A 24,205-nucleotide genomic window follows, 5' to 3' on the forward strand; every position below is an offset into this window, starting at 1 on the left:
AGGAGCGGCCACCTCAGGGTGACGGTGATAGATCAATGCGAGCGGCAAGGATCACTGCTCGCTCGCCGTCAAATCACGTAGAACCCGTGCGTGCCGTCGCGGCGGAGCTGCTCGACGAGGCCATATTCCCAATCGAGATAGGCCTGCATCGCAGCTTCGGCCACATCGGTCCCTTCATAGGGGCGGCGGTAGCGGTGTGCCGGATCCGGCTTCGGCAGGACGTGCGGCTGCCCGACCTCGAGCGCACCGTCATAGCCGCCTTCGAGCACATAGACTTCCCAGCCCATCTGCGCCAGCCAGGACGCCGTCATGTCGGCACGAACGCTCTTGTCGTCGGTCAGGAGAATGCGCGCACCGCGCACGGGAGCGGCGATGTCAGTCTCCTGGACGAGCTGGCCGCCGGGATAGTGGCGGAAACCGGGGAGATGGCCGGCCGCATATTCCTCGGCGTCGCGCACGTCGAAGCGATAGAGCGTACGATGGGTCTGCGCGGCAAGCGCCGACATCTCGTTCGCACCGATATGGCGAACACCTGCGCGGTAGGCGACATCGCGGGCATTGGCCGGACCGCCCTCGAACGGCCCGATCGCTCCGCTCCTGTCAGCGCCGTGATCGAGATTGTGCCGCGCCAGCGTCCAGCCGATCGTGCCGTTGCGCAGCGCACGCACCTTGTTGGGCACGCCGGCATTGATCAGCGACTGGGTGCCGATGATCGAGCGGGTGCGGCCGGCGCAGTTGACGATGATCGTCGTCTCGGGATCGGGTGCGGCTTGCCCTGCCCGCAGCACCAGTTCCGCGCCCGGCACGCTGACCGAGCCCGGAATATTCATGGTCGCATATTCGTCGAAACGGCGAACGTCGAGAATGGCGATGTTGGCCTTGCCGGCGATGAGTTTGGCCACCTCGTCGGCGCCGAGCGAAGGCGTATGGCGGCGCGCCTCGACCAGTTCGCCGAACGCCTTCGAGTAGGAGTTGACGTCCTCGAAAACCTCAAAGCCCGCCGCGCGCCAGGCCGTCAGCCCGCCCTCGAGTGCGCCTATATTAGTGTAGCCGAGCGCGGCGAGACGTTCGGCGCCGGGCGCAACCAGCCCATCACCGCCATCATAGAGCACGATCGCCACATCCTTGCGCGGCAGCCTGACCTCGGCCTCGACTGCAATCCGATCCACGGCCATGTTGGCGGCGAACAGCGGATGGCCGGTCGCGAAGGCAGCCTCGAATCTGAGATCGAGCAACGCGATCTCCTCGCGCAACAGCAACGCGCGGCGGATGTCGGCAGGGGTGACGGTCGGAAGCTTCATGGCATTGACCTTGAGGACAGAACCAGGAGCTTTTGAACCATTGCGGCGGAGTTGGCCAGCTATATCGGAGAACAGGACAATCGCGCAGAGATCGGGCTAGTCGCACTCGAATGTCGCGACGACCTGCGAGAAGTCGCGTTGATCAAGAGCATCCCGACCGATCCAGAAATGAAGCACACCGCCGATGTTGGAGTGCCAATTGAAGAAAGCAAGCTCACCCTGAATCTGAAGCAACAGCACGTCCTCCAAGTGCACCTCGGTCGCATCTTGCGGGCCGCTGCCGTATCCAAGCATCTGATGAAGCGCAGTTCTGAAGTGGCGGTGCTTGCCATCGTCCACGGTTGGCGTCTTCCAGTGATTCTGCCGCGCCAGATTCGCGACGTAGCTGGAAGGGGCGTGGTCGGATATATCGACGTCCTGAGTCGCCATGCAACGGATCGTATGGTTGATGGCGTTGCCGAGGTCGTCCGCGATTGTACTCGCATATGTGGGCACCTGCCCGTCCAGCTTCTTGTAGGCATGCACAATCTTGAACCACCAGGATCTGAAGCTCGCCTTTGTATCCGGATCAACGTCATCCATTGGGGTGAGCGCCCGACAGCGCTCGAGCCACCCGATTGCACCACCGCGTAGCCGCTTCAATTCAACAGTTGCTTCGTCGGTGAGCGGCTTGCCATAATATCCACGCGTCAGATCGCGTTGGACGTGAGACAATACCGACCGGACCACATAGGTGATCAGGAGCCAGTTAAAGGGCCAATCCTCGTCCTTTTCGTATTTGGACGCAGCTCGGAATTGAAACAGATCATTCTCCTGCGGCTCCCCCGGACCCAGCGCCTTACACAATTCTTTGACCATAAGCTCCCCTCCGACGGCGTCCTCCCGGAAGTAGAAGTCGCGGAACGGTCGGAAGGAGACCGGATATTTGAACTCGACCTTGGAATGAAAATCGAGGTTGGGGTCGAGCCATCTGACCTGGGAATCACCGTCGGTGCCTGCCAGCGGCATCAGGTCTGGCGGTGGCGCGCGGTCGGGATACGCGCCACCATCCGTCGGGCTATAAAGTACGCGACAAGGTGGATGTCCTTCGCCAACAAACACAGAACTACAGAAGAAATAAAGGGTGCCCCGCGTCGGAAGCGGCGACCAGCCGGCCCCAGGCACTTCAGCCAGGTCAATTTGAGCCACGAATGTAAGCGCAACCGTTTCCGGTTTTTCATTGGCCGTGACCTCTGCCGTCGGCCAATCAAATTTCGGGGGCAGCTTGGGAAGCCCGCCGAAAAAGCTCCGCGCCGGGTGCGCGAGCGGCACGGGCAGATCGCTGCGTCTGACCAGCACCGCAGGCAGCGCCGTCTCTTCGATTTCATCTTGCTCGGATCGCGCCATCGATCACCCCAACTTTCGCATGGACTTCGCCAATCGAACCATTTGTGGAGACTTCAGACAAGTCGCTCCGGTCCGCTGTGTGTGGCAGGCATGGTTGCACTGGCTGCGGATGAACTATCGGCGGCGCGTGGCGCGGCGGCTAGCGCATCGCTATCATTCGCCGGGAACGAGCCGCCCGAGCGGTGGCTGCGCCGGACGGCGCAGCTTGCGGCGCGACAGATAGAGCAGGATTCCCGTGACCGAGAACAACGGCATCAGGGCCGCGGCAATCATGAACGCGAGCTTGCCCGGCCATCTCAGGATTGCGCCACGATGGATGTCGTAAATGGCCGCGATGATCTTCTCGCCGAACGTCTTGTCGGCATAGCGTTCAGCGGAAAGCAGCTGCCCGGTAACCGCCTCGATACGAAATTCGTCGCGCGTGGTCTCGAGTGTCCGACCCTTCTCCCACGACCGGATCCGAATCACCGTGCCCGGGCCGGCCGGCAGAGTCAGCAGAGCCCTGGAGAAGCGGCCGCCCTCCTCGCGCTCGAACGTCGTCCATGCCCGATCGAATCCGATCGGCTGCGCGGTCTCGGCCGCGAGCGGGCGCTTTGACGGCATCTTGGGCTGCATCTTCGCAGCAGCGAGCTGCGGACGCGACAGCAGCCAGGTGACTCCATCCCTGTACCAATCGAAGGAGAACCACAGCCCGGTGAGCGTCATCGCCAGATAGACCGGCAGGACCCAGGTGCCGATCACGGCATGCAACGACCGGTGCAGTCCGCGGCCGCTCAGCGCGAGATTCGGCTTCAGCCACATCTTCACGCTGCCGGCGCGGCGCGGCCAGCGCAACACGAGGCCCGAAGCCAGCATGACGATCAGACCGAGCGCAATGGTGCCGGTGATCGGACGCCCCCAGCCCTTGGCGTCGCCTGGGATCAGCAGCCAACGGTGCAGCCTGCGCACGGTCGCGAAGAACGCCTCGCCACGCGGCGAACCCAGCACGCGCGCGTCGTAGGGGTCGACATAGAGCGAGCCCGGCCGGCTGCCCTGGTCGTCGCGCGCGAAGCGGATATGGACCGCCGCCGCCGGATCGCTCGACAGCGTGACGGCCGAGACCTTGCCGAGATCCTGCGCCGCCTTCAGCCGGGCGATCAGGTCATCAGGCATCAGCATCGGCGCCTGACGCGGCGCGACCTGCATGATGCCGGCATTGAGATGATCGACGATCTCGTCCTCAAAACTCATGATCGCGCCGGTCAGCGCGATCAGGGCGAGCAACAGCGCGAGCACAAGGCCTACGATGGAATGGACCCGAAGCAGGACCCCTTTGATCGTGTGCCCCCGCAGCAGCGTCATCGCTAGAACTTCACTGTTGCCGACAGCGACACGCGGCGAGCGTCGCCGATGGCGACGCCCAAATTGTTCTGGGCGGAGGTGTAATAGAGCGTATCGAACAGGTTCTTGACGTTGAGCTGATAGATGACCGGCAGTGTCTGGTGCTTCGTCTCATAGGTCGCGAAGACATCGGCGACGACATAGGACGGCAGCACAAACGTGTTCAACGCATCGCCAGGCCGGTCGCCGACATAGCGGGCGCCGCCGCCGAGCCTGAGCTGGCCGGGAAGCGCTGTGCCAAAATCGTAGACCAGATAGAGCGAAGCCGTGTTCATCGCAACGTTCTGCAGCTGCTTGCCGGCATATGTCGGATCCTCGGTCACACGCGCATCGGTGTAACCGTAGCTTCCGATCATGCTCCAATTGTCGGAGAGCCGGCCGGTGACGTCGATCTCAAGGCCGCGCGAGCGGACCTTGCCGGCCGCGGTGTATACGTTGAGACCGGTTGCAGTGTTGAGCTGGCTGACCAGTACGTTCTGCTTCTCGATGTCGTAAACCGCGAGCGTACCGGAGAGGCGCTTGTTGAGATCGAACTTGAGCCCGGTCTCGTACTGCGTGCCTTCTTCCGGCGCGATGTTCGAGCCGAGCACGACGCCGCCACCATTGCTCAGCGGAGCAATGGTCGAGTTCGGCTTCAGCGACTGGGTGTAGCTCGCATAAAGCGAAAGCTGGTCGGTGAGCTTGAGGATTGCGCCGCCGAGCGGCAGCACGGCGTCGGCGGACACGTTGGTGTTGGTGATGAACGGCTTTCCGCGTCCGGCCAGCTGATCGTAGTCCATGTAGCGCACCCCGCCGACCAGCGCGAAACGCTCGGTCAGATGCAGCGTGTCCTGGAAGAACAGCGACCACTGGCCGAGCTTGTCGGTCTGGGCGCTGTCGCTATTCGAAACCGTCGTGCCCGGCCCGATCAGGCCGTAGACGGGGTTGTAGACATTGAAGGACGGGGCCGCCTGCCGGATCAGATTGTCACGGTAGATGGTGCGATACTGGCCGTCGCCGCCGAACAGCACCTCGTTGCGCATGTTGCCGAGCCAGAATCCGCCCGAGATGTAGGACGTCCCGTAGCTCGAATTGCTCAGCGAACCCTGCGTGCCGTCGTTGCTGCGCGTCTCGACGCCGGTCTTCGCGTTGACGCCGGTGATGCGGAGCTGGTTCGCGCTGAAGGTCTCGGTGTTGTAGCTGTAGCCGGCAAAGAGCTTCCAGTCCTGGTTGATGCGGTGCTCAACCGAGGCCTGGATCAGGTCGGACGTCCCCCACATGTTGTTGTAGGGCTCGTCGAGCCGGCGCGTCTTCGGGATCGCCAGCGGCGCACCGTTGATGAACGCCGTGCCGCGATCGAACGGATAGATGAACTCGCGGTGCTCGTAGTTGAGCTGAACCGTCGTGTCCTTTCCGTACCAGGCCAGTGACGGCGCAACCAGCATCTCGCGGTGCCGGCCGAAATTGCGCCAGTAATCCTCGCTGACGCCGTAGCCGATGAAGCGATAGGCAAGCCCCTGATCGCCGATCGGGCCGGTGACGTCGAGCAGGCCGTCGGCGCCCGTCTTGGACGTATTGTAGGCCGAGCCGAGCAGCGTGACCGAACCGTGCTGATACAGCTCGGGCCGCTTGCTGATGGTGTTGACGATGCCGCCGGGGTCCATGATGCCGTAGAGCAGCGAGGCCGGCCCCTTCAGCACCTCGACGCTTTCCACGGCGGGATTGAGGCTGCGGCCCTGCACCAGCGGCATGCCATTGCGCATGATCGAGCCGTCGCGATTGTCGCCAAAGCCGCGGCGGATCACGGCGTCCTGGGTGCCGGCCAGCGTATTGGTCTGGGTGATACCCGAGACGTTGGCGAGCGCATCGTCGATGTTGCGCGGCAGCTGATCCTTCAGCACCTGCTCGGGCACCACATTGACGGCCTGCGAGGTGTCGAGCGGCGAGGCGCCGCTGCGCAGCGTGGTCGCGCTCGGCATCGCGCGGTAGCCGAGCTTTGCGGCTTGCTGTGCGGCGGCCTCCGCGGCCGCTCGCTCCGAGAGCGTCGGCGCTGCGGGCGCGGTGTTGCGAATACGCTGGCGCGCAGCGGTTTGCGGGCGGCGTGAAGACTGCTCCGATGCCCGCGCCGGTTTCGGCCGCTGCGCCGGCGCGTCCACCGTCACCGGCGGCAACACCGATTGCGCCTTCGCGATCGTCATGTTGGAGGGACATTCGGCGAGCAGCACAGCCGCTCCGATGAGAAGACCGGCACGGCTCTTGCCGGCACGATGACGACGGCCGCTGGCGTAGCGGCCATCCAGATAAGCACGCACGTTCGATTCACTTCCAGGTCAGACGCAGCATTGAAGCTGGCGCGTCTAACAGGCACGGAGCACGAGCGGAACCGTAAGTGGACTTGAATCGCTCTAGTATTGAATGGTTCTAAGTACGGATCGGCGCTGAACGGCAATCTCAAATGGCCGTCTTGCCGAGCGCGGCACGCAGCGCGCGAATTCGCGGCGGCGCGTCGCGATCTTGCGCGGGCTTACGCGATGGCAGGCGCCATCAACGCGTCGAGCTTCCGCTTGAGGGCGGTGCCGTCGGACAACGCGCGGAGCGGGGGCCGTACGCGCAGCCAGCCTGTATCGCCGGTCTGCGCCGCGAGGATAGCCTTCAACGTCGCGACCAGAGACGGAGTCTTCACCACGACATCTGCCGCTGCCTGCATGCGCGCCTCGACATCCTTGCCGTCAATCATGCCCTTGACCAGCTCCGGCACGATGTTGGCCATGCCGCAAATGGTGCCGGCGCCGCCCGCGGCCATCGCGCGGGCGATGTCGGGCTCGTTGCCGACGGTGATGGCGAGCTCGGGCACGGCCGCACGGAATGCCTCGAACTGCTTGAAGTCGCCGCTGGAGTCTTTCAAGCCGGCGACCTGCTTGCCGTAGCGCTTGCACAAGTTCGCGGCGACCGTTGTCGGGATCGCAACGCCCGACACCTGCGGGATGTGATAGAGCGAGGCGCGCAGCCGATCATCGGCGACACCATCGATGATCGCGGCGAAGGCATCCTCGATGCCTTCGGGCGTGACGCTGCGGTCGAAATAGGGCGGCAGCAGCAGCACGTGGCGCAGGCCGAGGCCGAGCACGGCGCGCGTCAGCGCGATGCTGTCGGTGATGGCCGGAAAGCCGCCGCCGATTGCGATGCGTTCCGGCGCAACGCCGGCCTTGAGCATGGCTTCGATGGTCGCGACGCGTTCGCTGACATTGAACGAGGTGCCTTCGCCAGTGGTGCCGAACAGGACGACACCGTCGACACCCTTGCTGAAGAGTTGCCTGGCATGGCCGGTGAGCCGGGCGTGATCCACGCTGCCATCGGCCGCCAGCGGCGTCGCCGACGCCACCCAGAACCCGCGAATTGCCTCCGTCATCACACTGCCCTCTTCTGCCGCTCCGAACTTAAGCCGCTGATCTCCCACGATCTTCTGCGCTTGCCGGGGCCAGTTTTAGCTTTACTTCTTGTGTTGTACCTTACATACAAGAGCGGCGCAAATCCCCGCGCCGTGGAGCGCGCCAAATATCGAGGAGGTCTCGCATGGACGTGGTGACCCCCGCCGGGCGACCCGACCAGCTGCTCGGCGCGTTGCGCGACAGGCTCGGCGCGGCCGCGATGCTGACGGGCAGCGAGGTGCCCGCCCGCAACTGCAACGACTGGAGCGCGAGCCTGCCGCAGACGCCGCTTGCGGTGATCCGGCCGCTCGATGCGCAGGGCGTGGCCGATGCGATTGCGACCTGCCGGCAGGCGCGGCTGCCCTTCGTGCCGCAGGGCGGACTGACCGGGCTGTGCCGCGGCGCTTCGCCCGAAGCAGGCTGGGTCGCGATCTCGCTGGAGCGCATGGCCGGCATCGAGGAGATCGATCGCGCCTCCGCGACGATGACGGTGAAGGCGGGCACGCCGCTGGAGACGATCCAGAAGGCTGCCGACGAAGCCGGCTTCTTCTTTCCGCTCGATCTCGGCTCGCGCGGCTCCTGCGCGATCGGCGGCAATCTTTCGACCAATGCCGGCGGCAATCGCGTGATCCGCTACGGCATGACGCGCGAGCTGGTGCTTGGCCTGGAGGTTGTGCTGGCGGACGGCACCATCATCACCAGCCTCAACAAGCTGATGAAGAACAATGCCGGCTACGATCTGAAGCATCTGTTCATCGGCTCGGAAGGCACGCTGGGCATCATCACCCGCGTGGTGCTGAAGCTGTTTCCGAAGCCGCGCTCGACCATGGCTGCGCTCTGTGCGCTGAAGGACTATGCCGCTGTGGTCGCGCTGCTCGACGCCGCGCGCAGCGGGCTCGGTCCGTTGTTGTCGGCGTTCGAGGTAATGTGGCCGGACTATTGGGACGTGATCACGAATCGCGCCGGGGTAAAGCCGCCGGTCGCGCCAGGTCACGGCCTTTACGTGCTGGTCGAGGCGCAGGGCACCGACGAGAGCGTAGACGCGCCGCGCTTCCAGAACTGGCTCGAAGAGCTGATGGAACGTGGGCTGCTCGCCGACGCCGCTGTCGCGCAGTCGCTGGCGCAGACGCAGGCCTTCTGGCGCGTGCGCGACATCTGCGCCGAGTTCGGCCAGGTGCTGGGCCCGCACATCTCCTACGACATCGGCCTTGCGGTGGCGCGGATGGACGAGTTCGTCACGCGCTGCAAGGCCGCGCTCGCTTCCGGCATCAAGGGCTGCGAGAGCGTCTATTACGGCCATATCGGCGACGGCAATCTGCATCTCGTCTCCTGGGTCGCCGGCCTCTCCGTCGCGCAGCAGCCGAAGGACGCGATGGACGCGATCATCTACGGTCTCGTCCGCGACATGGGCGGCAGCGTCTCCGCCGAGCACGGCATCGGCACGCTGAAGAAGCAGTGGCTGGGTCATGCCAGGAGCGAGGCCGAGATCGCGCTGATGCGGACGCTGAAGGCGGCGCTCGATCCCGAACACCTGCTCAATCCCGGAAAGGTGATCTGAGAGCACCATGCGATCGCTCAGGCTCGATACGCCGAAATCGCTGTCGCAGCGCGTGATGCTGCGGCTGCGCCAGGCCATCATCGACGGCGAGTTCGCGCTCGGTGCAGCCATCTCCGAGGAGATGGTGGCCAGTTCCTTCGGCGTCAGCCGCACGCCGGTGCGCGAGGCCATGGGCCAGTTGCAGGCGCAAGGCCTCGTCGTGATCCGGCCGCAGGTCGGCAGCTTCGTGTTCACGCCGAGCGCCGAGGACATCAATGCGCTCTGCACCTTCCGCATCGCGCTGGAGCCCAAGGCGGCCGAGCTCGCCTTCCGCTACGATCGCGACGGCGCGATTGCGGCAATGAGCGCAGCGATCGCGGCAATGGAGCCGGCGGTCACGGCGAAGGACAACATCGCCTATGGCCGCGCCGACGCCGCATTCCACGAGGCGCTGTTTACCCATTGCGGCAACCACTACCTCGCCGAATCCTATCAGCTCGTCTCCGGCCGCGTCGCCGCGCTCCGCACCAACCTGACCTCGCCGATCGACGTGCGCACCCGCACGTCCTTCGACGAGCATCGCAAGCTGCTCGATCTGTTCGCGCGCGGCGAGCTCGCCGCCTTCGAAGACCTGATGACGACGCACATCACCAATTCGGGAATCGTCTACGCTAAGGCGCTAAAGGTGGATTGAGCGGGTCTAACGCTCTTCCTTCGCTCCCGGCCTGTCCAGAAAGTCCAGCGCGGTATTGATCTGCTCGAGCTGGTGCTCGATCTTGTCACGATCCTCCACCGACGGCGCCTGTTCGAGCTGTTCCACGAGCTTCTGCTTCCGCAGCAGCAAGTTCTCTATGACCGTGCTCACAGCTCCCCCATCGCCAGAGGCGACGTCACCGGACGCCAGAATGACCTGGACGCGCGCGAGCCGGGCCCGCGCCGAACCCTCAACAGAATGTTCGCGGGCGCAGTTGGTTCCTGTGGCCGATATTCGATCGGCGCCGTCGCGAGGACGGAACCCGCCTTTCCTCCCACGAAACCGATGCGAGGATGGCGCGGGATCGATCAATCGGCCTGTGGACCGCGTCACGGTCCCGCACGGCATCACAATCGGCGGTGGCGGCACACCGATCGGTTGAATTCGCCCGCCCGGAGTCCTATGCGTAGGCGCCATGGACACCCAGATGATCGCCGCCGAAAAGCCGCTGATGGCCCGGGCGCAACCGCGCAAGCCGGCGCCGTTCCTCCCGATGAGCCGCGCCGAGATGAATGCGCTCGGCTGGGACGCCTGCGACATCGTGCTGGTGACCGGGGATGCCTATGTCGACCATCCGAGCTTCGGCATGGCGATCATCGGCCGGCTGCTGGAGGCGCAGGGTTTCCGGGTCGGCATCATCGCGCAGCCCGACTGGCACTCGGCCGAGCCGTTCAAGGCGCTGGGCAAGCCACGCGTGTTCTTCGGCGTCACCGGCGGCAACATGGACTCCATGGTGAACCGCTACACCGCCGACCGTCGCCTGCGCCACGACGACGCCTACACCGCCGGCGGCGAAGGCGGCAAGCGGCCGGACCGCTGCACCATCGTCTACGCCCAGCGCTGCCGCGAGGCGTTCAAGGACGTTCTGATCGTGCTCGGCGGCATCGAGGCCTCGCTGCGCCGGATCGCGCATTACGACTACTGGTCCGACAAGGTGCGCCGCTCGGTGCTCGCCGACGCCAAGGCGGACTTGCTGCTCTACGGCAATGCCGAGCGCGCCGTCGTCGAGGTCGCCAACCGCCTCGCCGCCGGCGAAGCGCCGCGCGAGCTCGACGACATCAGGGGCGTCGCATTGTTCCGCAAGGTCCCCGCCGATTACACCGAGCTGCACGCCGACGATCTCGATTCCGCCGACGAAGGCGCATCGCGTCAACGCGGGCCGACCGTGATCCGCCTGCCGGCGCTGGAGCAGGTCGAGCAGGACCGCGAGGCCTATGCGCGCGCCTCGCGCGTGCTGCACCGGGAGAGCAATCCCGGCAATGCCCGGCCGCTGGTGCAGCGCCATGGCGATCGCGATCTCTGGCTCAACCCGCCGCCGATCCCGCTCACCACCGACGAGATGGATGCGGTCTACGACCTTCCTTACGCGCGCGCCCCTCATCCATCCTACGGAGATGCGAAGATCCCCGCCTGGGAGATGATCCGATTCTCGGTGACGATCATGCGCGGCTGCTTCGGCGGCTGCACCTTCTGCTCGATCACCGAGCACGAAGGCCGCATCATTCAGAACCGCTCGGAGGGCTCGATCCTGCGCGAGATCGAGAAGATCCGCGACAAGACGCCGGGCTTCACCGGCGTCATCTCCGACATCGGCGGCCCCACCGCCAACATGTACCGGATGGCGTGCAAGGATCCGAAGGTCGAGGCGGCGTGCCGGCGGCCGTCCTGCGTCTTCCCCGAGATCTGCCCGAATCTCAACACCTCGCATGACGACCTGATCCGGCTCTATCGCAAGGTGCGCGAGACCAAGGGCATCAAGAAGGTGATGGTCGCCTCCGGCGTGCGCTACGACCTCGCGGTGGAGAGCCCCGAATACATCAAGGAGCTCGTCACCCATCATGTCGGCGGCTATCTGAAGATCGCCCCGGAGCATACCGAGCGCGGCCCGCTCGACAAGATGATGAAGCCGGGCATCGGCGCCTATGACCGCTTCAAGCGGATGTTCGACGCCGCGGCCGAGCAGGCCGGCAAGAAATATTACCTGATCCCCTATTTCATCGCGGCGCATCCGGGCACGACCGACCAGGACATGATGAACCTTGCGCTCTGGCTCAAGAAGAACCGCTATCGCGCCGACCAGGTGCAGACCTTCCTGCCCTCGCCGATGGCGACCGCAACCGCGATGTACCACACCGGCGTCAATCCGTTGCGCGGCGTGCGCCACGGCGGCAGCGACAAGGTCGAGGCGATCAAGGGCCTGCGCCAGCGCCGCCTGCACAAGGCCTTCCTGCGCTATCACGACCCCGACAACTGGCCGGTGCTGCGCGAGGCGCTGAAGGAGATGGGCCGCGCCGACCTGATCGGCTCGCAGCCGCACCAGCTCGTTCCCGCACACCAGCCGCCCGGCACCGGCAAGGCCGCCGGCACGAAGCGCCCGGTGCGTCCCGGCGGAAAGACGCAGCGGTTCACGACCAAGGGCCTGCGGGTGATGAAATAGCGGACGGGAGCCGGATCAGGTCCGGTTCTGCGTGACAGCCTTCGCACCTCCAAGACAAGAATGTCGAAAACAACCCCATGCACAGTAGCCGGGGGCAGCAACATCAACGACTTAGAGCGTAACGATGGGCTGGATCGTCATCGCGCCCTGGCCTGCGGATCAAGCACGATCTTTTCGAGACCCGCTGCGCATTTTGCTGATTTTACGAAACTGTTGCTCCGTCGGGCAAAACAGGCGCATGATGGCATCATCGCAGAACGTGGGACAAGGCGAGCCCCTTCCGCTATTCCGTATCGACAGCCTCGCGCTTCACGCCGCGTCCCGCGCGAGCTGTTTGCTCGCCTGTTCGACTCGCTGACGGCGTCCCTGATCGCCTGCTCACCTGGCAGACCAGCAACGTCTGCGACCGCCGCAGGACTTGCCTTGCCCGCACCGCGCTCAAATCTTTCTATCTTGGTTCATTGTGCTCATAGATGTCGGGTTTCGGAGGCAACGCGGAAGTCAATCGTCCCAAGCGGGACAGGCGGCTTATGACCCATAGGCGACCTCGCCGACGTCGGCGCGGGACGCACAATTGGGCTGCACCCTGCGTACATCCCCTTAGGGTCCCGACCTGAATTTTTTGACGCTTCATCTCCTGCTATCGGTTATCAAGGAGTGGAGGCGAGCATGCGACTGGGATTAAAGCTCATCGCTCTTGGAATTATTCTTCTGCTGCCGAAGACTCACCTTTATCTGTCCGAGGCTCATCTCTCGGAAGCGCAAACCGCTTCAGAGCGCCAGATATCAAGCCCGGTAGCCCATTGGGATGTTAACTCGGCGGGTAATCTCACCGTCTCTGCGGCTAAAACCTCTAAGTGTGCAGCGGAGCCTGGGCGCGACGACCGAGACGCCGTGGCCATTCACGCCATGGATAAGAGCCCGAAGGGGTCGTAGGCATCTCGCGACAAAGAATAGACCTGAACCACCGGGTGTCAGAGCGCCTCGATGAACTTCTTGAGCTTGGCGCCGACCCGATCCGCCGCCAGCTTCAGCCCTGCATTGTCAATGGCCTGCATAGATGCGACGGGATCGATTGCTGCTACCTCGGTCCTTCCGCCTCCAACATCCTGGACCACAACATTGCAAGGAAGCATTGTACCAACTTTGTCTTCCAGCTTTAGTGCCTCATGGGCCAGCACGGGATTGCACGCGCCGAGGATGCGGTAGTTGCGGAAGTCGACATTGATTTTCTTCTTGAAGGTCTCCTTCAGATCGATCTCGGTGATGACCCCAAAGCCCTCCTGCTTGAGGCCCTCAATACTGCGACGCACGGCCTCATCAAAGCCGACCGGCAGCGTCTTGCTGAAATAATAGCTCATCGGAAACTCCCTTCGCAATCGAGACAACAAACCATCAGTGCCGAGCGCTCCGCGTGAGGTCAGGAGAAATGTCCTGCTTCTTCTGCAGAGCCGCCAGACCGGTAAGTTTTCCTTTGCTCCAACGATGTCGGCAAGAACCAAGACGGACAGGCCAACACCGTTCTGCGCATCACATCATGCAACCCATGCCCGTGAGCACCTCATCTGCCTTCTTCTTCTGTTCGTCACTCAGTGCAGCGTAGAGCTTCTCAAGGGCCGGCTTGACTTCCTTGAGCGCAGCGACCCGGCTTTCCATCGCGGCAATCTGCGCGCTAAGGCGATCAGCCGGGGTCTTGGCTTCGGCCACTGTCTTCATGGTCTGCCACATGCCCTGCATGCTTTGCAGATTGCCCTTGATCGTCTCTGCGTAAGCATCCCATACGGTCTTTTGAGCATCGGTGATGCCCAGTTCCGCCTTGAGGAATGCAATACGCCCCGCCGCGAAAGTCGATGTCTTGCCATCGGCCGTAGCGTCCATCATCGGACAACCACCCATCATACCCCGGCCGTAGTTTCCCATCATGCCGTAACCCTGGCCGGGGCCCATCATGCCGCCATAGCCGCGCTGTGCATGTGTCTTCGACGGAACGGTCGCGATGGCTGCCCCAATCGCCGCCAGTGTCACGCCGTAAATCAGTGTCTTGCGCATGAAACCCTCCGATCTTTCGGCACCAATCTGAGAGGATGAGACGAGGAGGTGTTGATCGAGGTCAAACTCAACCTCTTTTGATGAAGACTGACATCGTCGCTATCGAGAGTCGGCGTTACGACGGCCGGTGACAGCAATTGCAGCGGCGAGAAGATCCAGGGTCGCAGCTACTTTCCGCGCTGCCATTCGCTAACACTGAACCTGGATCACGCTTTGGGGGCAGCCCACCCCTGGACACTGACATCCGCCAGCGCCCTGAAATATCGCCGGCGTGCGTTCCAGGCGAGCGATCGTTCGCGCGCCTTCGACAGCCGCGACCAACGCCGCTGCGGTAGAGGATGCGCGCGCGGAAGTGAAACCGCACCCCCTAAAATACTCCGCAACAATCTCGGTCGAATCAATAAACCCGCGCGCTACCCGTTTGGTCAGCTCAGCGTCGAGCGCGGGCAGCTCATTCGCCGGATTTTGCATTAAACATCCATACTGGAAATCAGAGGCAACCATTCGGCCGCGAACGCTCCAAAGATCTGATGAACAAAATTCAGAGCATCACCCGCCGTGTTCGCCGAGATACTCCGCAATACCGCGACTCGACTCGCAACGTAGTGATCGATTGCCTCTTCTGCGAGCTGTGCTTTGCCGCGCGGAAAGTGAAAGTAGAACGACCCTTTAGGCGCGCCGGAAATGACGGACGCATCGCCCAAACGACGTCAATGACTCATCATTTCAGACATTCGCATCGGAGTTTGCGCGCAACAAGGGCAGGCTGGCAGCGAGGCTCTGGCAGGACGGACAGCATGCATCATCGTGTGCACTGCATGAAGCAATCTCAGGCGGCGACTCCAGTTCGCGGCTCCCAGCAAATTTGACGCACCGAAGAGTGAAATCACGCGCAGGCCGCGAAGCTCAATCATTCATCTCCGCTTCGGCATATCGGCGAAGCGCATTGACGTCATTTACTATGATCGAGCGACAGGTGTGTGTGAGCCGGCCAGCGTCCTTGAATTGCTTCAATGCGGCATTCACTTGCTTGCGTGATGCATTGGCCATGATGCCCAGCTCGATTTGAGTCAAGGGCAGAGGGGCTCCACCAATTCTTATCGTCCGCTGCAAGACGGAGGCGATGCGACGATCTGCCTGGGGCTTCTGCAAGTCATGCACGACTTCAAGCAAAGTTTCGACGCTCATCATCAAGATTTGCGCGATGTGGTGCGATACCGTGGCGTCTTATCCGTTTCCACACAACCAAGACCCATCGCGGACGTTCAAGAACCGTCTCTTGAGTTTGGTCCTATCGTCTTGTTTCACCAGCATCGACGCCGGCGTCTTTTGCGAAGAACCACGGAACGCTCTTGCGTTCCGTGGTTCGGTTCAGTCCGCGACGGATCAGACGAAGCGGAAGTCATCTGCCGCGAGCGAGGCCATCTGCAGATTGGCCAGCGTCACGGTGTTGTCGGCATCGAGCGTCAGGACGACGTTGTTGCCGACCTGCGTGGTGTGCGACATCACTTCGGTGAAGTCGGCGAACAGGCTGCTTGAGAATTGCAGCACGTCGGCCGAGGCACCGGTGGTGGCGAAGTCGGTGACGGTGTCCTTGCCGAAGCCGGCGGCGAACATGAACACGTCGGCACCCGAGCCGCCCGACAGGATGTCGTTGCCGGCATCGCCCGCGAGGATGTCGGCACCCGACCCACCCTTGATGGTGTCGTTGCCGGCACCACCATTCAGCATGTCGTTCTCGGAGCCGCCATCGATGGTGTCGTCGCCGTCGCCGCCGGAGATGGCGTCGACACCCGAACCGCCCCTCAACGTGTCCTTGCCGGCGCCACCCTCGATCACGTCGTTGCCGGAGCCACCGTCGACGCTGTCGTCGCCGTCGCCGCCGCGCAGCGTGTCATTGCCGGCACCACCGGCAATGACGTCGTTGCCGGCTCCGCCATCGAACATATCGGCGCCGTTGCCGCCTGTAAGATGGTCCGCACCGGCGCCGAGCACGAAGCCCTCGATGCCGCTGAAGTGGTCGGTACCGATGCCTGCGCCGGTCGCGGTGCCGGACGCCAGGTTGATCGTGACCGCACCGGTGGCGTCGGACAGATCCAACAGATCCTGACCGCAGCCGCCGTCGATGGTATCGTCACCGGCACCGCCTCGGAGCACGTCGTCGCCGAAGCCGCCGAGCAGCACGTCGTTACCGGCGCCGCCGATCAGCAGGTCGTCGCCGAGGCCACCGTTCAGGGTGTTGGCTCCTGCCGAGCCGATCAGCGTGTCGCCGAACGCCGTGCCAACCGCGTTCTCGATCCCGGCGAGATGGTCGGCGCCCGCGAGATAGCCCGGATAGTAGGCAAGCCCGGAGTCGAGGTCGATCGTCAGCTCGAACAGGATGTGACTGTAGTCGATGGTGTCGACGCCGTCGCCGCCGTCGTAACGATCCAGACCATGGCCGCCGATGAAGGTGTCGTCGCCGGCGCCGCCGAAAACCAGATCGTTGCCGAGGCCGCCGACGATCGTATCGCTGCCGCCGGTTCCGGTGCGCAGCTTCCAGGTACCGTCGGCGAGGCCGAGTTCCTCGATGTTGCTGAGCGTGTCGGTGCCGTCGGCGCCGACCTGATCAGCGATGTTGATCGAGCCGTCGGCATTGAGCGTCATCGCGTATCCGGCAATCGCGCCGGAGAAGGTCGCGGTGTCGGTGCCGGCGCCGCCGTCGATGACGTCGTCACCCGCTCCGCCCTCGATCAGGTCGCCGCCGTCATTGCCGTACAACGTGTCGTTGTCGGCACCGCCATCGACCTGGTCATTGCCGGCGCCGGCGTAGATGTAGTCGTTGCCGGCGCCGCCGAACAACACGTCATCGCCGCCGTAAGTGTAGTCCATGGCGATGGTGTCGCTGCCATCCCCACCATCGATGACGAAGCCGCCCGCGGATGTCGAGAGCGCGACGTCGTCGCCGATGCCGAGCAGGATCGTGCCGGTCACCGTGGCCCCGACGTAGAGGTTGACCTGGTCGTTACCGGCGCCCATGTCGATCGCCGAACCGCCCGTCGCAACGATCGACCCCGAGTTGTTCAGGGTGTCGCGGCCGCCGCCCATCGAGATGCCGCCGACGATCCGGCCGGTGCTGTTGTTGCCGACGAAGTCCTCGTAGTCGCCGACGAGGTTGATCGCCTCGTTGCCGCGGAGGTCGAACCGGGCAGCGTCCGCCGGCGAAACCCCTTCCGGTCCGTGGCCGTCGCCCTGGATCAGACCGTCATTGACGATGGTCGTCGCCCCCAGTGCGTTGCTGTTGCTGGAGTTGTCGACCTGGATCGCCCGGCCGTAGCCGTAGATCTCGCCGGTAGCGCTGTTGACGATCTCGCCGCCGCCGATCGCGATCGCTTCGGACACGTTCGGTTCGCCGTCGTGATAGCCCTCGGCACCGAGGCCGGCAATTCGGCCGTAGTTCAGCACCTGCACCAAGCCGTCGACGTCGATGGCGTCGCCATCGGAGTCGGCCAGTTCGGCGGAGCGGCCTTCCATCACCCCATGGTTGGTGATGAAGGCCTTCTGCGCGAGCGACCCGTCGGTGTCCAAGTTCACGGCGGACCCGTTGCGGCCGATCATCGTGCCGCTGTTGACGACGGTGACGGCATTGTCACCGGTTACGGCATGACGCGAAGCTTCCATCCAGCCGCCGGCATAGTTGGTGACCTTGCCGCCGGTGTCGCTCTGGAAGTCGATCAGATCGCCTCCGCCCACGAAGGTCGGATCCGTCGTGATCGTCCCCCAGTTGTTGACGACGCCGTCGGTGCCCGGGCGGATCACGTCGGTATCGCTGCCGTGCTGACGGATGACGCCCCCGGCAAGGTTGTTGATCACCGCCGACGCGCCGTTGTTGTCGAAGGTGCGGAAATCAAGGACGCGGCCGCTCGCTTCGATCACGCCGGCGTTGTTGACGGTGATGGTCGCGTCGGCGTGACCGGCCCGTTCCGGGGTCAGCGCGCCGCGGACGACGCCGCCGGCCTGGTTGTTGAGGGTCACCGAGCCGGTCGCCCCCGCCGTGGTGGTGAGCGCACGGGTCGAGCCCGTGATCTCGCCGGCATTGTCGATGACCGCGTCGCCACCGCCCTGCCAGACGATCGCGTTGCCGGACGCCGAGAGCGCGCCGCCGGCCTCGATGGCGACGTGGTCGTTGTTGTCCACAACGAGGCTCGAAGCCAGCGTCGCGGCGCCCTGGATCGTCACGTCGTCGTACGATGCCGATCCGGCCACCGACCAAGTGCCTGCGGCCACCAGCAGGTTTTCGACATTGAGCGTGGCGATCAGTTCCGCCGTGCCGCCGCCGATCAGCTTGACGGTGTCGTTGCCGGCGCCGCCGTCGATCAAACTCGGCGCGGGATCGTCGGTGGAGACGATGATGAGGTCGTCGCCTTCACCGGCTTCAGCAGTGTCGCCCGCGCCAGCCACCAGCTCGTCGTTGCCGTCGCCACCTTGCAGGGTGTCGTAGCCTTCGCCGCCGACCAGGACGTCGTCGCCTTCGCCGCCGGTCAGGGTGTCGTCACCGTCGCCGCCCGCCAGCCGGTCGTCGCCAGCGCCACCGTCGAGCGTGTCATCGCCTGCACCGCCAAGCAGCGTGTCGTCGCCGTCGCCGCCGGACAGGGTATCATCGCCTTCGCCGCCATCGAGCTGGTCGTCGCCACCGAGCCCGGCGAGGACGTCGTCGCCCCCGAGGCCGTTGAGGACGTCGTCACCGAGCGCGCCGGTGAGTTCGTTGTCACCGTCGTCACCGACCAGCACCAGCGCCTCGGTTTCGAGCACCGTGTCTTGACGATAGTCGAGATTCTGGATGCGCTCGTCGTGCGCCCGGTCGGTGTCGGCGACGTCGTAGGCCGTGTCGGAGTAGTTCGCCGCCATGTATTCGGCGAAGGCATCCTGCTCGGTGCCTTCGGCGGCGAAGTTCGCCCCCTGCCCGGCGTCCGGAACCAGGTCTGGCGACAGGTTGACGACGTTGGCAAAGGCGGGATCGGCCGCGATGAAGCTCGCGAACGGATAGCCGTCGCCGCCGGTGAGCAGGAAGCTCAAGGTCACGACCCGGATCGCCATCTCCGGATCGACCACCAGTTCGCCATTCGCGACCAGCGCCAGCACCGGATTGCCGTTGTCATCGATCAGCGCTGCCGACTGCACGCGGTTGCCGGCCGGCAAATCCTTGTCGAACGAGAACGCGATGCCGCCGACCTGGGCGAACTGGCCGGGCGTCGCGGTCGCGGTGGTCGCCGCCACCGCGTGCTCGAGCACCTCGAGCAGCTGATCCGCGGTCACCGTGACCATCGACAGCGCGTTGTTGAAGCGCAGCGAGTTGGCGATATCGAGCTGCGACACCTCGCCCGCTTCCTTGCCGACGCTGGTGTTCGCCAGCGGCGGGCTCTCCACCGCTTCGCCGCCGACCGCATAGACGTAGCCGATCGAGTCGCGGATGCCGCCGCCGTTCTTGATCGAAACCAGCACGGTCGGGTCGACCTTCTGGGCGTACCACAGGTTCGCATCGGCGGAGAGGTCGCCGAGGTTGGTCTCCTCGGTGCGCGCCTCGCTGCGACGGCCCTCGAGATAGACGTCCGTCTTGCCGAAAGTGTTGCCGTCCTGCACGTCGATGATGCCGCCCACCGCCTGGGCGATGTCGTTGACCAGATCGCCGCGGCCGCCGTCGGCAAACGGATCGGCGTCGTCGGCATCTACGTCGCCGTCATCGTCGACGTCGACCGTGGTGTTGCCGTCGTACAGCGAGGCGACCACCTCTTCCGTGCTGGCGTAGGCGCCGTTGACCGCCGTGCTGGCGGTGGAGATCACGTTGCCGTCAGCGTCGAAATCGACCACCAACCGTCCGACATAGGAGTACTCGCCGGAGGTGTTGACGATCAGCGTGGTCTTGCCGTCGGCGTTCGCGGTGACGATCGGATAGGTGTCGGCAGCGGTGTCGCCGGCACGGAGCGCGTCGGTCTCGTCCGCCAGCAGCGTGTGCGAGCCGCCGGCGACGATGACGTCGACGCCGTGCAGCAGGGGCGCCAGCGCCTTTTCAAGCGCGAGCTGCTGCAGATGGCTGACCAGGATGATCTTGTTGATGCCCTGAGCCAGCAGACCGTCGATAGTCGGCTGCAGGATTGCCGCCAGCGCCGCCATGTCATCGACATTGTCGCCGATCACTTCGACGCCGCCGGTCGAGGAGATGCTCTGCACGATCTGCGTGGTCGCGCCGATCACGCCGATCTTTTCGCCGTTCTCCTCGATGACCGTGGCTGGCGCGATCTTCTTGCCGATACCGGCCTCCGGCGGGAAGCCGGTGTAGGCGTCGGCATCCTGGATCGTGCCGGTGTAGACCGAGGCGAGATTGGCATCGGCCGAGAAGTCCAGATTGGCCGCGAGGTACGGGAACTGCGCGCCGGGATAGCCGGCGGTCTGCTTGATGATGTCGGCGAACGCCTTGGTGCCGGCGTCGAATTCGTGATTGCCGATCGCCGAGGCCTGCACGCCGATGATGTTCAGCATCGCCATGTCGGCGGTGCCGAAGCCGGGCGAGATGTTCAGCGTCCCGGCAGCGAGGCCGTAGTAGGTCTCCAGCGCGGTTTCGTAGACCTCCTTCAGCGAGCCGTCGCTGCCGGCGCTGAAGAACGGGCTGGGAATGAAATTGTCGCCCGACGACAGCGTGATCGAGTTCTCGTAGGTCTCCTCGAGATAGTCGACGATCGCCGCGAAGTTGCCGGCGCGATCGACTGCGTTCAGGCCCGCCTCGAAGTCCGATGCATGCAGGATTTGCAGCGTGTAAGCCGGGGTCGGCTCCTGCTCCCCGAGATCGAGGCCTACGATCACCGGATCGTGGTCGGACACCCGGATCGAGGAGTCGCCGTCGAAGATCGAGGTGTCGCGGCCGTAGTCGGTGTTGTAGTCGAGCGCGTCGGCCTCGTCGGCGTTGATGTGCCAGGTGGTCACATCGGACACCTGCGCGCCGAGGCTGGCGTTGGCGAAGGCATAGTCGAGCGTGCCGGTCTGGCCGTCGAACACATAGGAATAAGCGTCGTCCTCGCGGCCGTGCAGATTCTCATAGCCCGCGCCCTCGATGAGCGCGGTCGACTGCTCCTTGGCGTAGCCGTTGAAGTCGCCGAGCAGCATCACGTCCGGATCGCCCGAGCCGGTCGGATCGCTCGCAGCCCACGCGGTCAGCGCGGTGGCGGCCAGCTCGCGCTGGTTCTGCCAATTGCCCTGACCGTCACCCTGATCGGAATCGGCGCCGGAGCCGGTACCGCTCTTGGACTTGAGATGGTTGGCGATCGCCGTGAAGGTTTCGCCGGTCGCAAGCTCCTCGAAGGTCGCCGCGATCGCGTTGCGGCTGGTGTTCTCGCCGTCGAACACCGCGCCGACCGTGCTCTGCCCGAGCAGGCCGCCGAGGCCGAGGCCGGGCAGGTCGGCGTCGTTGAGGATCTCGATGGTCGTACCGTCGGCGATCTTCACCGCGGTGGTGTCGTAGATGAATCCGACCGCGATGGCGTCGCCGCCAACGAACTGCTGGCCGGGGTCGACCCAGGCATAGGTACCGGCCCCAGCCACGGCATTGAGCTGTTCGACCAGATACTTGATCGAGTTGCCGGACGATGCAGCGGAGAAGTCGTTCTCCAGCTCGGTCAGCGCCAGCACGTCGACGTCCATGTCGAGGATGGTCGCGACCAGCTTCTCGGTCTGACGCGCGAACTCCGCGGCGTTGTCGGCGCCGCGCGGCGCTTCGCCGATCGCGGTGGTGCCGCCATTGTCCAGCGTGGTGAAGTAGTTCAGCACGTTGAAGCTCGCCACCTTCAGGCGGCCGCCGACGTCTTCCGGCGCATCGGTGCGCGGATTGTCGCCGGCTCCGAAGGTGTTGGCGCCATCTTCGACCGAGCGGATCCGCCAGGTCGCCCCCGAGGCGGAGTTGCCGGCCCATTGATAGTCGAGCACGCCAGTCAGGCCGGTGACGGTGTCACCCATCCGGACCGCATCGGCGGTGCCGTAGTTCGGCGTGGCGGACGGGTTGTCGTTCGGATCGAAACCGTCGAGGTTGTTGATCGCGGCGTTCTGGACGTTGAGGCCATCGTCATAGGTGATGGTGCGAGCACCGAGCTCGGCCAGATACGCCTGGTAGGCGGCGGCGTCGGGCGCGTTCTCCTGCGTGAACTGTTCGGGCCGTTCGCCCGCCGCCAGCTTGATCTCGTTGAACCGGTCGAGATTGTACTGCTCGGTGACGGTCAGGGTCTGCGGAATCGTGACCAGCATGCCTTCATAGGCTTCAAGATCGGGCTGGTAGTCGCCGTCCTGGCTCAGCGTGGTGCCCATCGACGGCAGGTCGATCTGCACCGCCATCGTGTCGACGTCGGCCACCGCGCCGGCCTGGACGACCGAAATGTTGCTGGCGGTGAGCTCGGTCAGGCCGAAATATTCGCTGATCGAGCCGGTGACGCGCACCCGGTCGCCGATCTGGACGTCGGTGGCGCCGCCGTAGACGAATATCGCCTCGGAGGTCAGCACGTTGCCGTCGGAATCGGTGGTCTCCTCCTGGAGATAGAAGCCGTTGAGATTGCGATTGGCGTCGGCATCGCCGTTCTGGAAGTCGCCGACCACGATGGCTTCGACGGTCACGGTCTGGCCGACCATGGCGCTGCTGGCTCCGCTGCCCTGAATCGCGCTGATCTTGGTAATGCCGACCTCGTCGTTGACGATGGTGCCGGTCGCCGTCGCGGCGCTGCCGATCGTTGTGGTCACGGCCACCGAATTGGAAACGTTCTGCAGCGTCAGCGTGAAGCTCTCGTTCGCCTCATTGTCGGTATCGCCGGCGACGGTGACGGTCACGACCGCGGAGATCTCTCCCGCCGCGATGTTGCCGCTGAAGCTGACCGGCTCGCCGCCGACATAGTCGGCCGCATCGGTCTGCGCCGAAGCGATCGTTCCCGAGAACGCGACGTCGCCCGTGGTGCCGCCGCTGCGCTCGACGGTGAACTGATAGACGGTCGGACCGCTGTTACCCTCGTCATGCGACACCGTAAGCGAATCCGGCGCGAAGGCGACGTGCTGCGCTTCGATCGACGATTCGGACGAACTGGTGACGCGGATGTCGTCGATACCGACCCACTCGTCATTGCCGACGGCGTTGGTGGTGAGAATGCGAAGCTGGATGTCGTTGCGGCCGTCGACGGCGGCAGGCAGCAGCAGATCGAACGGCGTCACCTGGGTCGCGGCACCGCCGGTGGTGACGTCGGCGGCGTAGCCGCTTGGAACGTTGGTCCACGCCCCGCTCGAACCGAGCCGGTACTGCACATTGATCTGCTGCGCGGAGTCGTCCGTGCTGGCGTCGAGGTCGCGTGCGTTGAAGCTCAGCCGGACATCTTTGCGGCCGGTGGCGTCGAGATGGATCACGAGGCCGGGGGCATCCGCACTGTTTGAGCCGTTCAGCGCCACCGTCGGGTTGGCGATCTGGAATTCGGCCACACCGCCGTTGGTGATGGCGGTGTTGGTCTGGTTGGCGACGACGTCGACATCTCCCGACGACGATCCGGTGGCCGTACGCGCGTCCACCCCGGCGGCCGAAACGACATCGTTGCCGAGATAGCCGACGATCGATGCGACCCCCGACCAGTCATCGTTGGTCGTGATAAGGCCGGTATTGGACCAGTCCTGCAGGAAATCGCCGTTCGCCAGGACATGAGGGGTCGTCGACATGTATCGCCACTCCAGCGCTTGAGAGAAGACGTCGCGGATCGCCGCCTCACGGCATGCGTAAGGGCGCGGTCCAGACGGCCGATTGTTAACGGATCGTTAATGAGTGTTAATAGAACGCCGACGACAACAGATCGGTGACTGCTTCTTAACGGGCCGGTGAAGTCGCGACACGAAAGGCGCCGAAGACCGTGCGAGCCAACGACTCGACCTGCGACAGGCGGCGCGCTCGACCTCTCTCGGCCGGCA

14 protein-coding genes are annotated in these 24,205 nt (G+C 64.4%); 3 read left to right on the top strand and 11 right to left on the bottom strand.

Translation table 11 applies throughout. From position 1 onward, the window contains the following. Window positions 1-68: 68 nt before the first annotated feature. From ACSHT2_RS17955 to ACSHT2_RS17975, 5 genes are all read right to left on the bottom strand, one after another. Entirely contained in the window at window positions 69-1,301 is a 1,233-nt protein-coding gene (locus ACSHT2_RS17955; RefSeq protein WP_440642721.1) for a rhodanese-like domain-containing protein, read from the bottom strand. 96 nt (window positions 1,302-1,397) lie between these two features. Beyond that, entirely contained in the window at window positions 1,398-2,687 is a 1,290-nt protein-coding gene (locus tag ACSHT2_RS17960) for a DUF1963 domain-containing protein (RefSeq protein WP_440642722.1), read from the bottom strand. A gap of 153 nt (window positions 2,688-2,840) precedes the next feature. Next, window positions 2,841-4,028, bottom strand: coding sequence for a PepSY-associated TM helix domain-containing protein (locus tag ACSHT2_RS17965; protein WP_440642723.1), 1,188 nt, complete (start codon window positions 4,026-4,028; stop codon window positions 2,841-2,843). 2 nt (window positions 4,029-4,030) lie between these two features. Continuing rightward, window positions 4,031-6,358 carry a TonB-dependent siderophore receptor gene (locus tag ACSHT2_RS17970; RefSeq protein WP_440642724.1) on the bottom strand — a complete coding sequence of 776 codons (2,328 nt, stop codon included), beginning with the start codon at window positions 6,356-6,358 and terminating at the stop codon, window positions 4,031-4,033. Window positions 6,359-6,570: 212 nt separating this feature from the next. Continuing rightward, window positions 6,571-7,455, bottom strand: coding sequence for a dihydrodipicolinate synthase family protein (locus ACSHT2_RS17975; RefSeq protein ID WP_440642725.1), 885 nt, complete (start codon window positions 7,453-7,455; stop codon window positions 6,571-6,573). 164 nt (window positions 7,456-7,619) lie between these two features. On the opposite strand from ACSHT2_RS17975, the gene ACSHT2_RS17980 reads away from it, so the two are divergent. Together ACSHT2_RS17980 and ACSHT2_RS17985 are read left to right on the top strand one after the other, a co-directional pair. Further along, a complete protein-coding gene (locus tag ACSHT2_RS17980; RefSeq protein ID WP_440642726.1) occupies window positions 7,620-9,032 on the top strand; it encodes an FAD-binding oxidoreductase in 1,413 nt (470 codons plus the stop codon). 7 nt (window positions 9,033-9,039) lie between these two features. Then, window positions 9,040-9,705: a GntR family transcriptional regulator gene (locus ACSHT2_RS17985; RefSeq protein WP_440642728.1), complete on the top strand. Its 666-nt coding sequence runs from the start codon at window positions 9,040-9,042 to the stop codon at window positions 9,703-9,705. A 6-nt stretch (window positions 9,706-9,711) separates the two neighbouring features. Here ACSHT2_RS17985 and ACSHT2_RS17990 read toward each other — a convergent pair whose 3' ends face one another. Further along, window positions 9,712-9,876 carry a hypothetical protein gene (locus ACSHT2_RS17990; RefSeq protein ID WP_440642729.1) on the bottom strand — a complete coding sequence of 55 codons (165 nt, stop codon included), beginning with the start codon at window positions 9,874-9,876 and terminating at the stop codon, window positions 9,712-9,714. Window positions 9,877-10,180: 304 nt separating this feature from the next. On the opposite strand from ACSHT2_RS17990, the gene ACSHT2_RS17995 reads away from it, so the two are divergent. After that, a complete protein-coding gene (locus ACSHT2_RS17995; RefSeq protein WP_440642730.1) occupies window positions 10,181-12,202 on the top strand; it encodes a YgiQ family radical SAM protein in 2,022 nt (673 codons plus the stop codon). A gap of 974 nt (window positions 12,203-13,176) precedes the next feature. Here ACSHT2_RS17995 and ACSHT2_RS18000 read toward each other — a convergent pair. From ACSHT2_RS18000 to ACSHT2_RS18020, 5 genes are all read right to left on the bottom strand, one after another. Continuing rightward, window positions 13,177-13,563, bottom strand: coding sequence for a DUF302 domain-containing protein (locus tag ACSHT2_RS18000; protein WP_440642731.1), 387 nt, complete (start codon window positions 13,561-13,563; stop codon window positions 13,177-13,179). Between the two features lie 169 nt (window positions 13,564-13,732). After that, on the bottom strand, window positions 13,733-14,251 hold the full coding sequence (locus ACSHT2_RS18005; RefSeq protein WP_440642732.1) for a Spy/CpxP family protein refolding chaperone: 519 nt from the start codon (window positions 14,249-14,251) through the stop codon (window positions 13,733-13,735). Between the two features lie 189 nt (window positions 14,252-14,440). Then, window positions 14,441-14,755, bottom strand: coding sequence for an LmrA/YxaF family transcription factor (locus ACSHT2_RS18010; protein ID WP_440642733.1), 315 nt, complete (start codon window positions 14,753-14,755; stop codon window positions 14,441-14,443). 402 nt (window positions 14,756-15,157) lie between these two features. Continuing rightward, entirely contained in the window at window positions 15,158-15,442 is a 285-nt protein-coding gene (locus tag ACSHT2_RS18015; RefSeq protein ID WP_440642734.1) for a helix-turn-helix domain-containing protein, read from the bottom strand. Window positions 15,443-15,637: 195 nt separating this feature from the next. Next, a complete protein-coding gene (locus ACSHT2_RS18020; protein WP_440642735.1) occupies window positions 15,638-23,959 on the bottom strand; it encodes an ExeM/NucH family extracellular endonuclease in 8,322 nt (2,773 codons plus the stop codon). Window positions 23,960-24,205: the final 246 nt, after the last annotated feature.

This window comes from Bradyrhizobium sp. PUT101, from assembly GCF_052043945.1.
Taxonomy (GTDB): domain Bacteria; phylum Pseudomonadota; class Alphaproteobacteria; order Rhizobiales; family Xanthobacteraceae; genus Bradyrhizobium.

What these genes read in the sequence shown, in the direction of transcription:
- ACSHT2_RS17955 (WP_440642721.1), bottom strand. Translation starts at nt 1,301, where the DNA reads ATGAAGCTTCCGACCGTCACCCCTGCCGACATCCGCCGCGCGTTGCTG.
- ACSHT2_RS17960 (WP_440642722.1), bottom strand. Translation starts at nt 2,687, where the DNA reads ATGGCGCGATCCGAGCAAGATGAAATCGAAGAGACGGCGCTGCCTGCG.
- ACSHT2_RS17965 (WP_440642723.1), bottom strand. Translation starts at nt 4,028, where the DNA reads ATGACGCTGCTGCGGGGGCACACGATCAAAGGGGTCCTGCTTCGGGTC.
- ACSHT2_RS17975 (WP_440642725.1), bottom strand. Translation starts at nt 7,455, where the DNA reads ATGACGGAGGCAATTCGCGGGTTCTGGGTGGCGTCGGCGACGCCGCTG.
- ACSHT2_RS17980 (WP_440642726.1), top strand. Translation starts at nt 7,620, where the DNA reads ATGGACGTGGTGACCCCCGCCGGGCGACCCGACCAGCTGCTCGGCGCG.
- ACSHT2_RS17985 (WP_440642728.1), top strand. Translation starts at nt 9,040, where the DNA reads ATGCGATCGCTCAGGCTCGATACGCCGAAATCGCTGTCGCAGCGCGTG.
- ACSHT2_RS17995 (WP_440642730.1), top strand. Translation starts at nt 10,181, where the DNA reads ATGGACACCCAGATGATCGCCGCCGAAAAGCCGCTGATGGCCCGGGCG.
- ACSHT2_RS18000 (WP_440642731.1), bottom strand. Translation starts at nt 13,563, where the DNA reads ATGAGCTATTATTTCAGCAAGACGCTGCCGGTCGGCTTTGATGAGGCC.
- ACSHT2_RS18005 (WP_440642732.1), bottom strand. Translation starts at nt 14,251, where the DNA reads ATGCGCAAGACACTGATTTACGGCGTGACACTGGCGGCGATTGGGGCA.
- ACSHT2_RS18010 (WP_440642733.1), bottom strand. Translation starts at nt 14,755, where the DNA reads ATGGTTGCCTCTGATTTCCAGTATGGATGTTTAATGCAAAATCCGGCG.
- ACSHT2_RS18015 (WP_440642734.1), bottom strand. Translation starts at nt 15,442, where the DNA reads ATGATGAGCGTCGAAACTTTGCTTGAAGTCGTGCATGACTTGCAGAAG.
- ACSHT2_RS18020 (WP_440642735.1), bottom strand. Translation starts at nt 23,959, where the DNA reads ATGTCGACGACCCCTCATGTCCTGGCGAACGGCGATTTCCTGCAGGAC.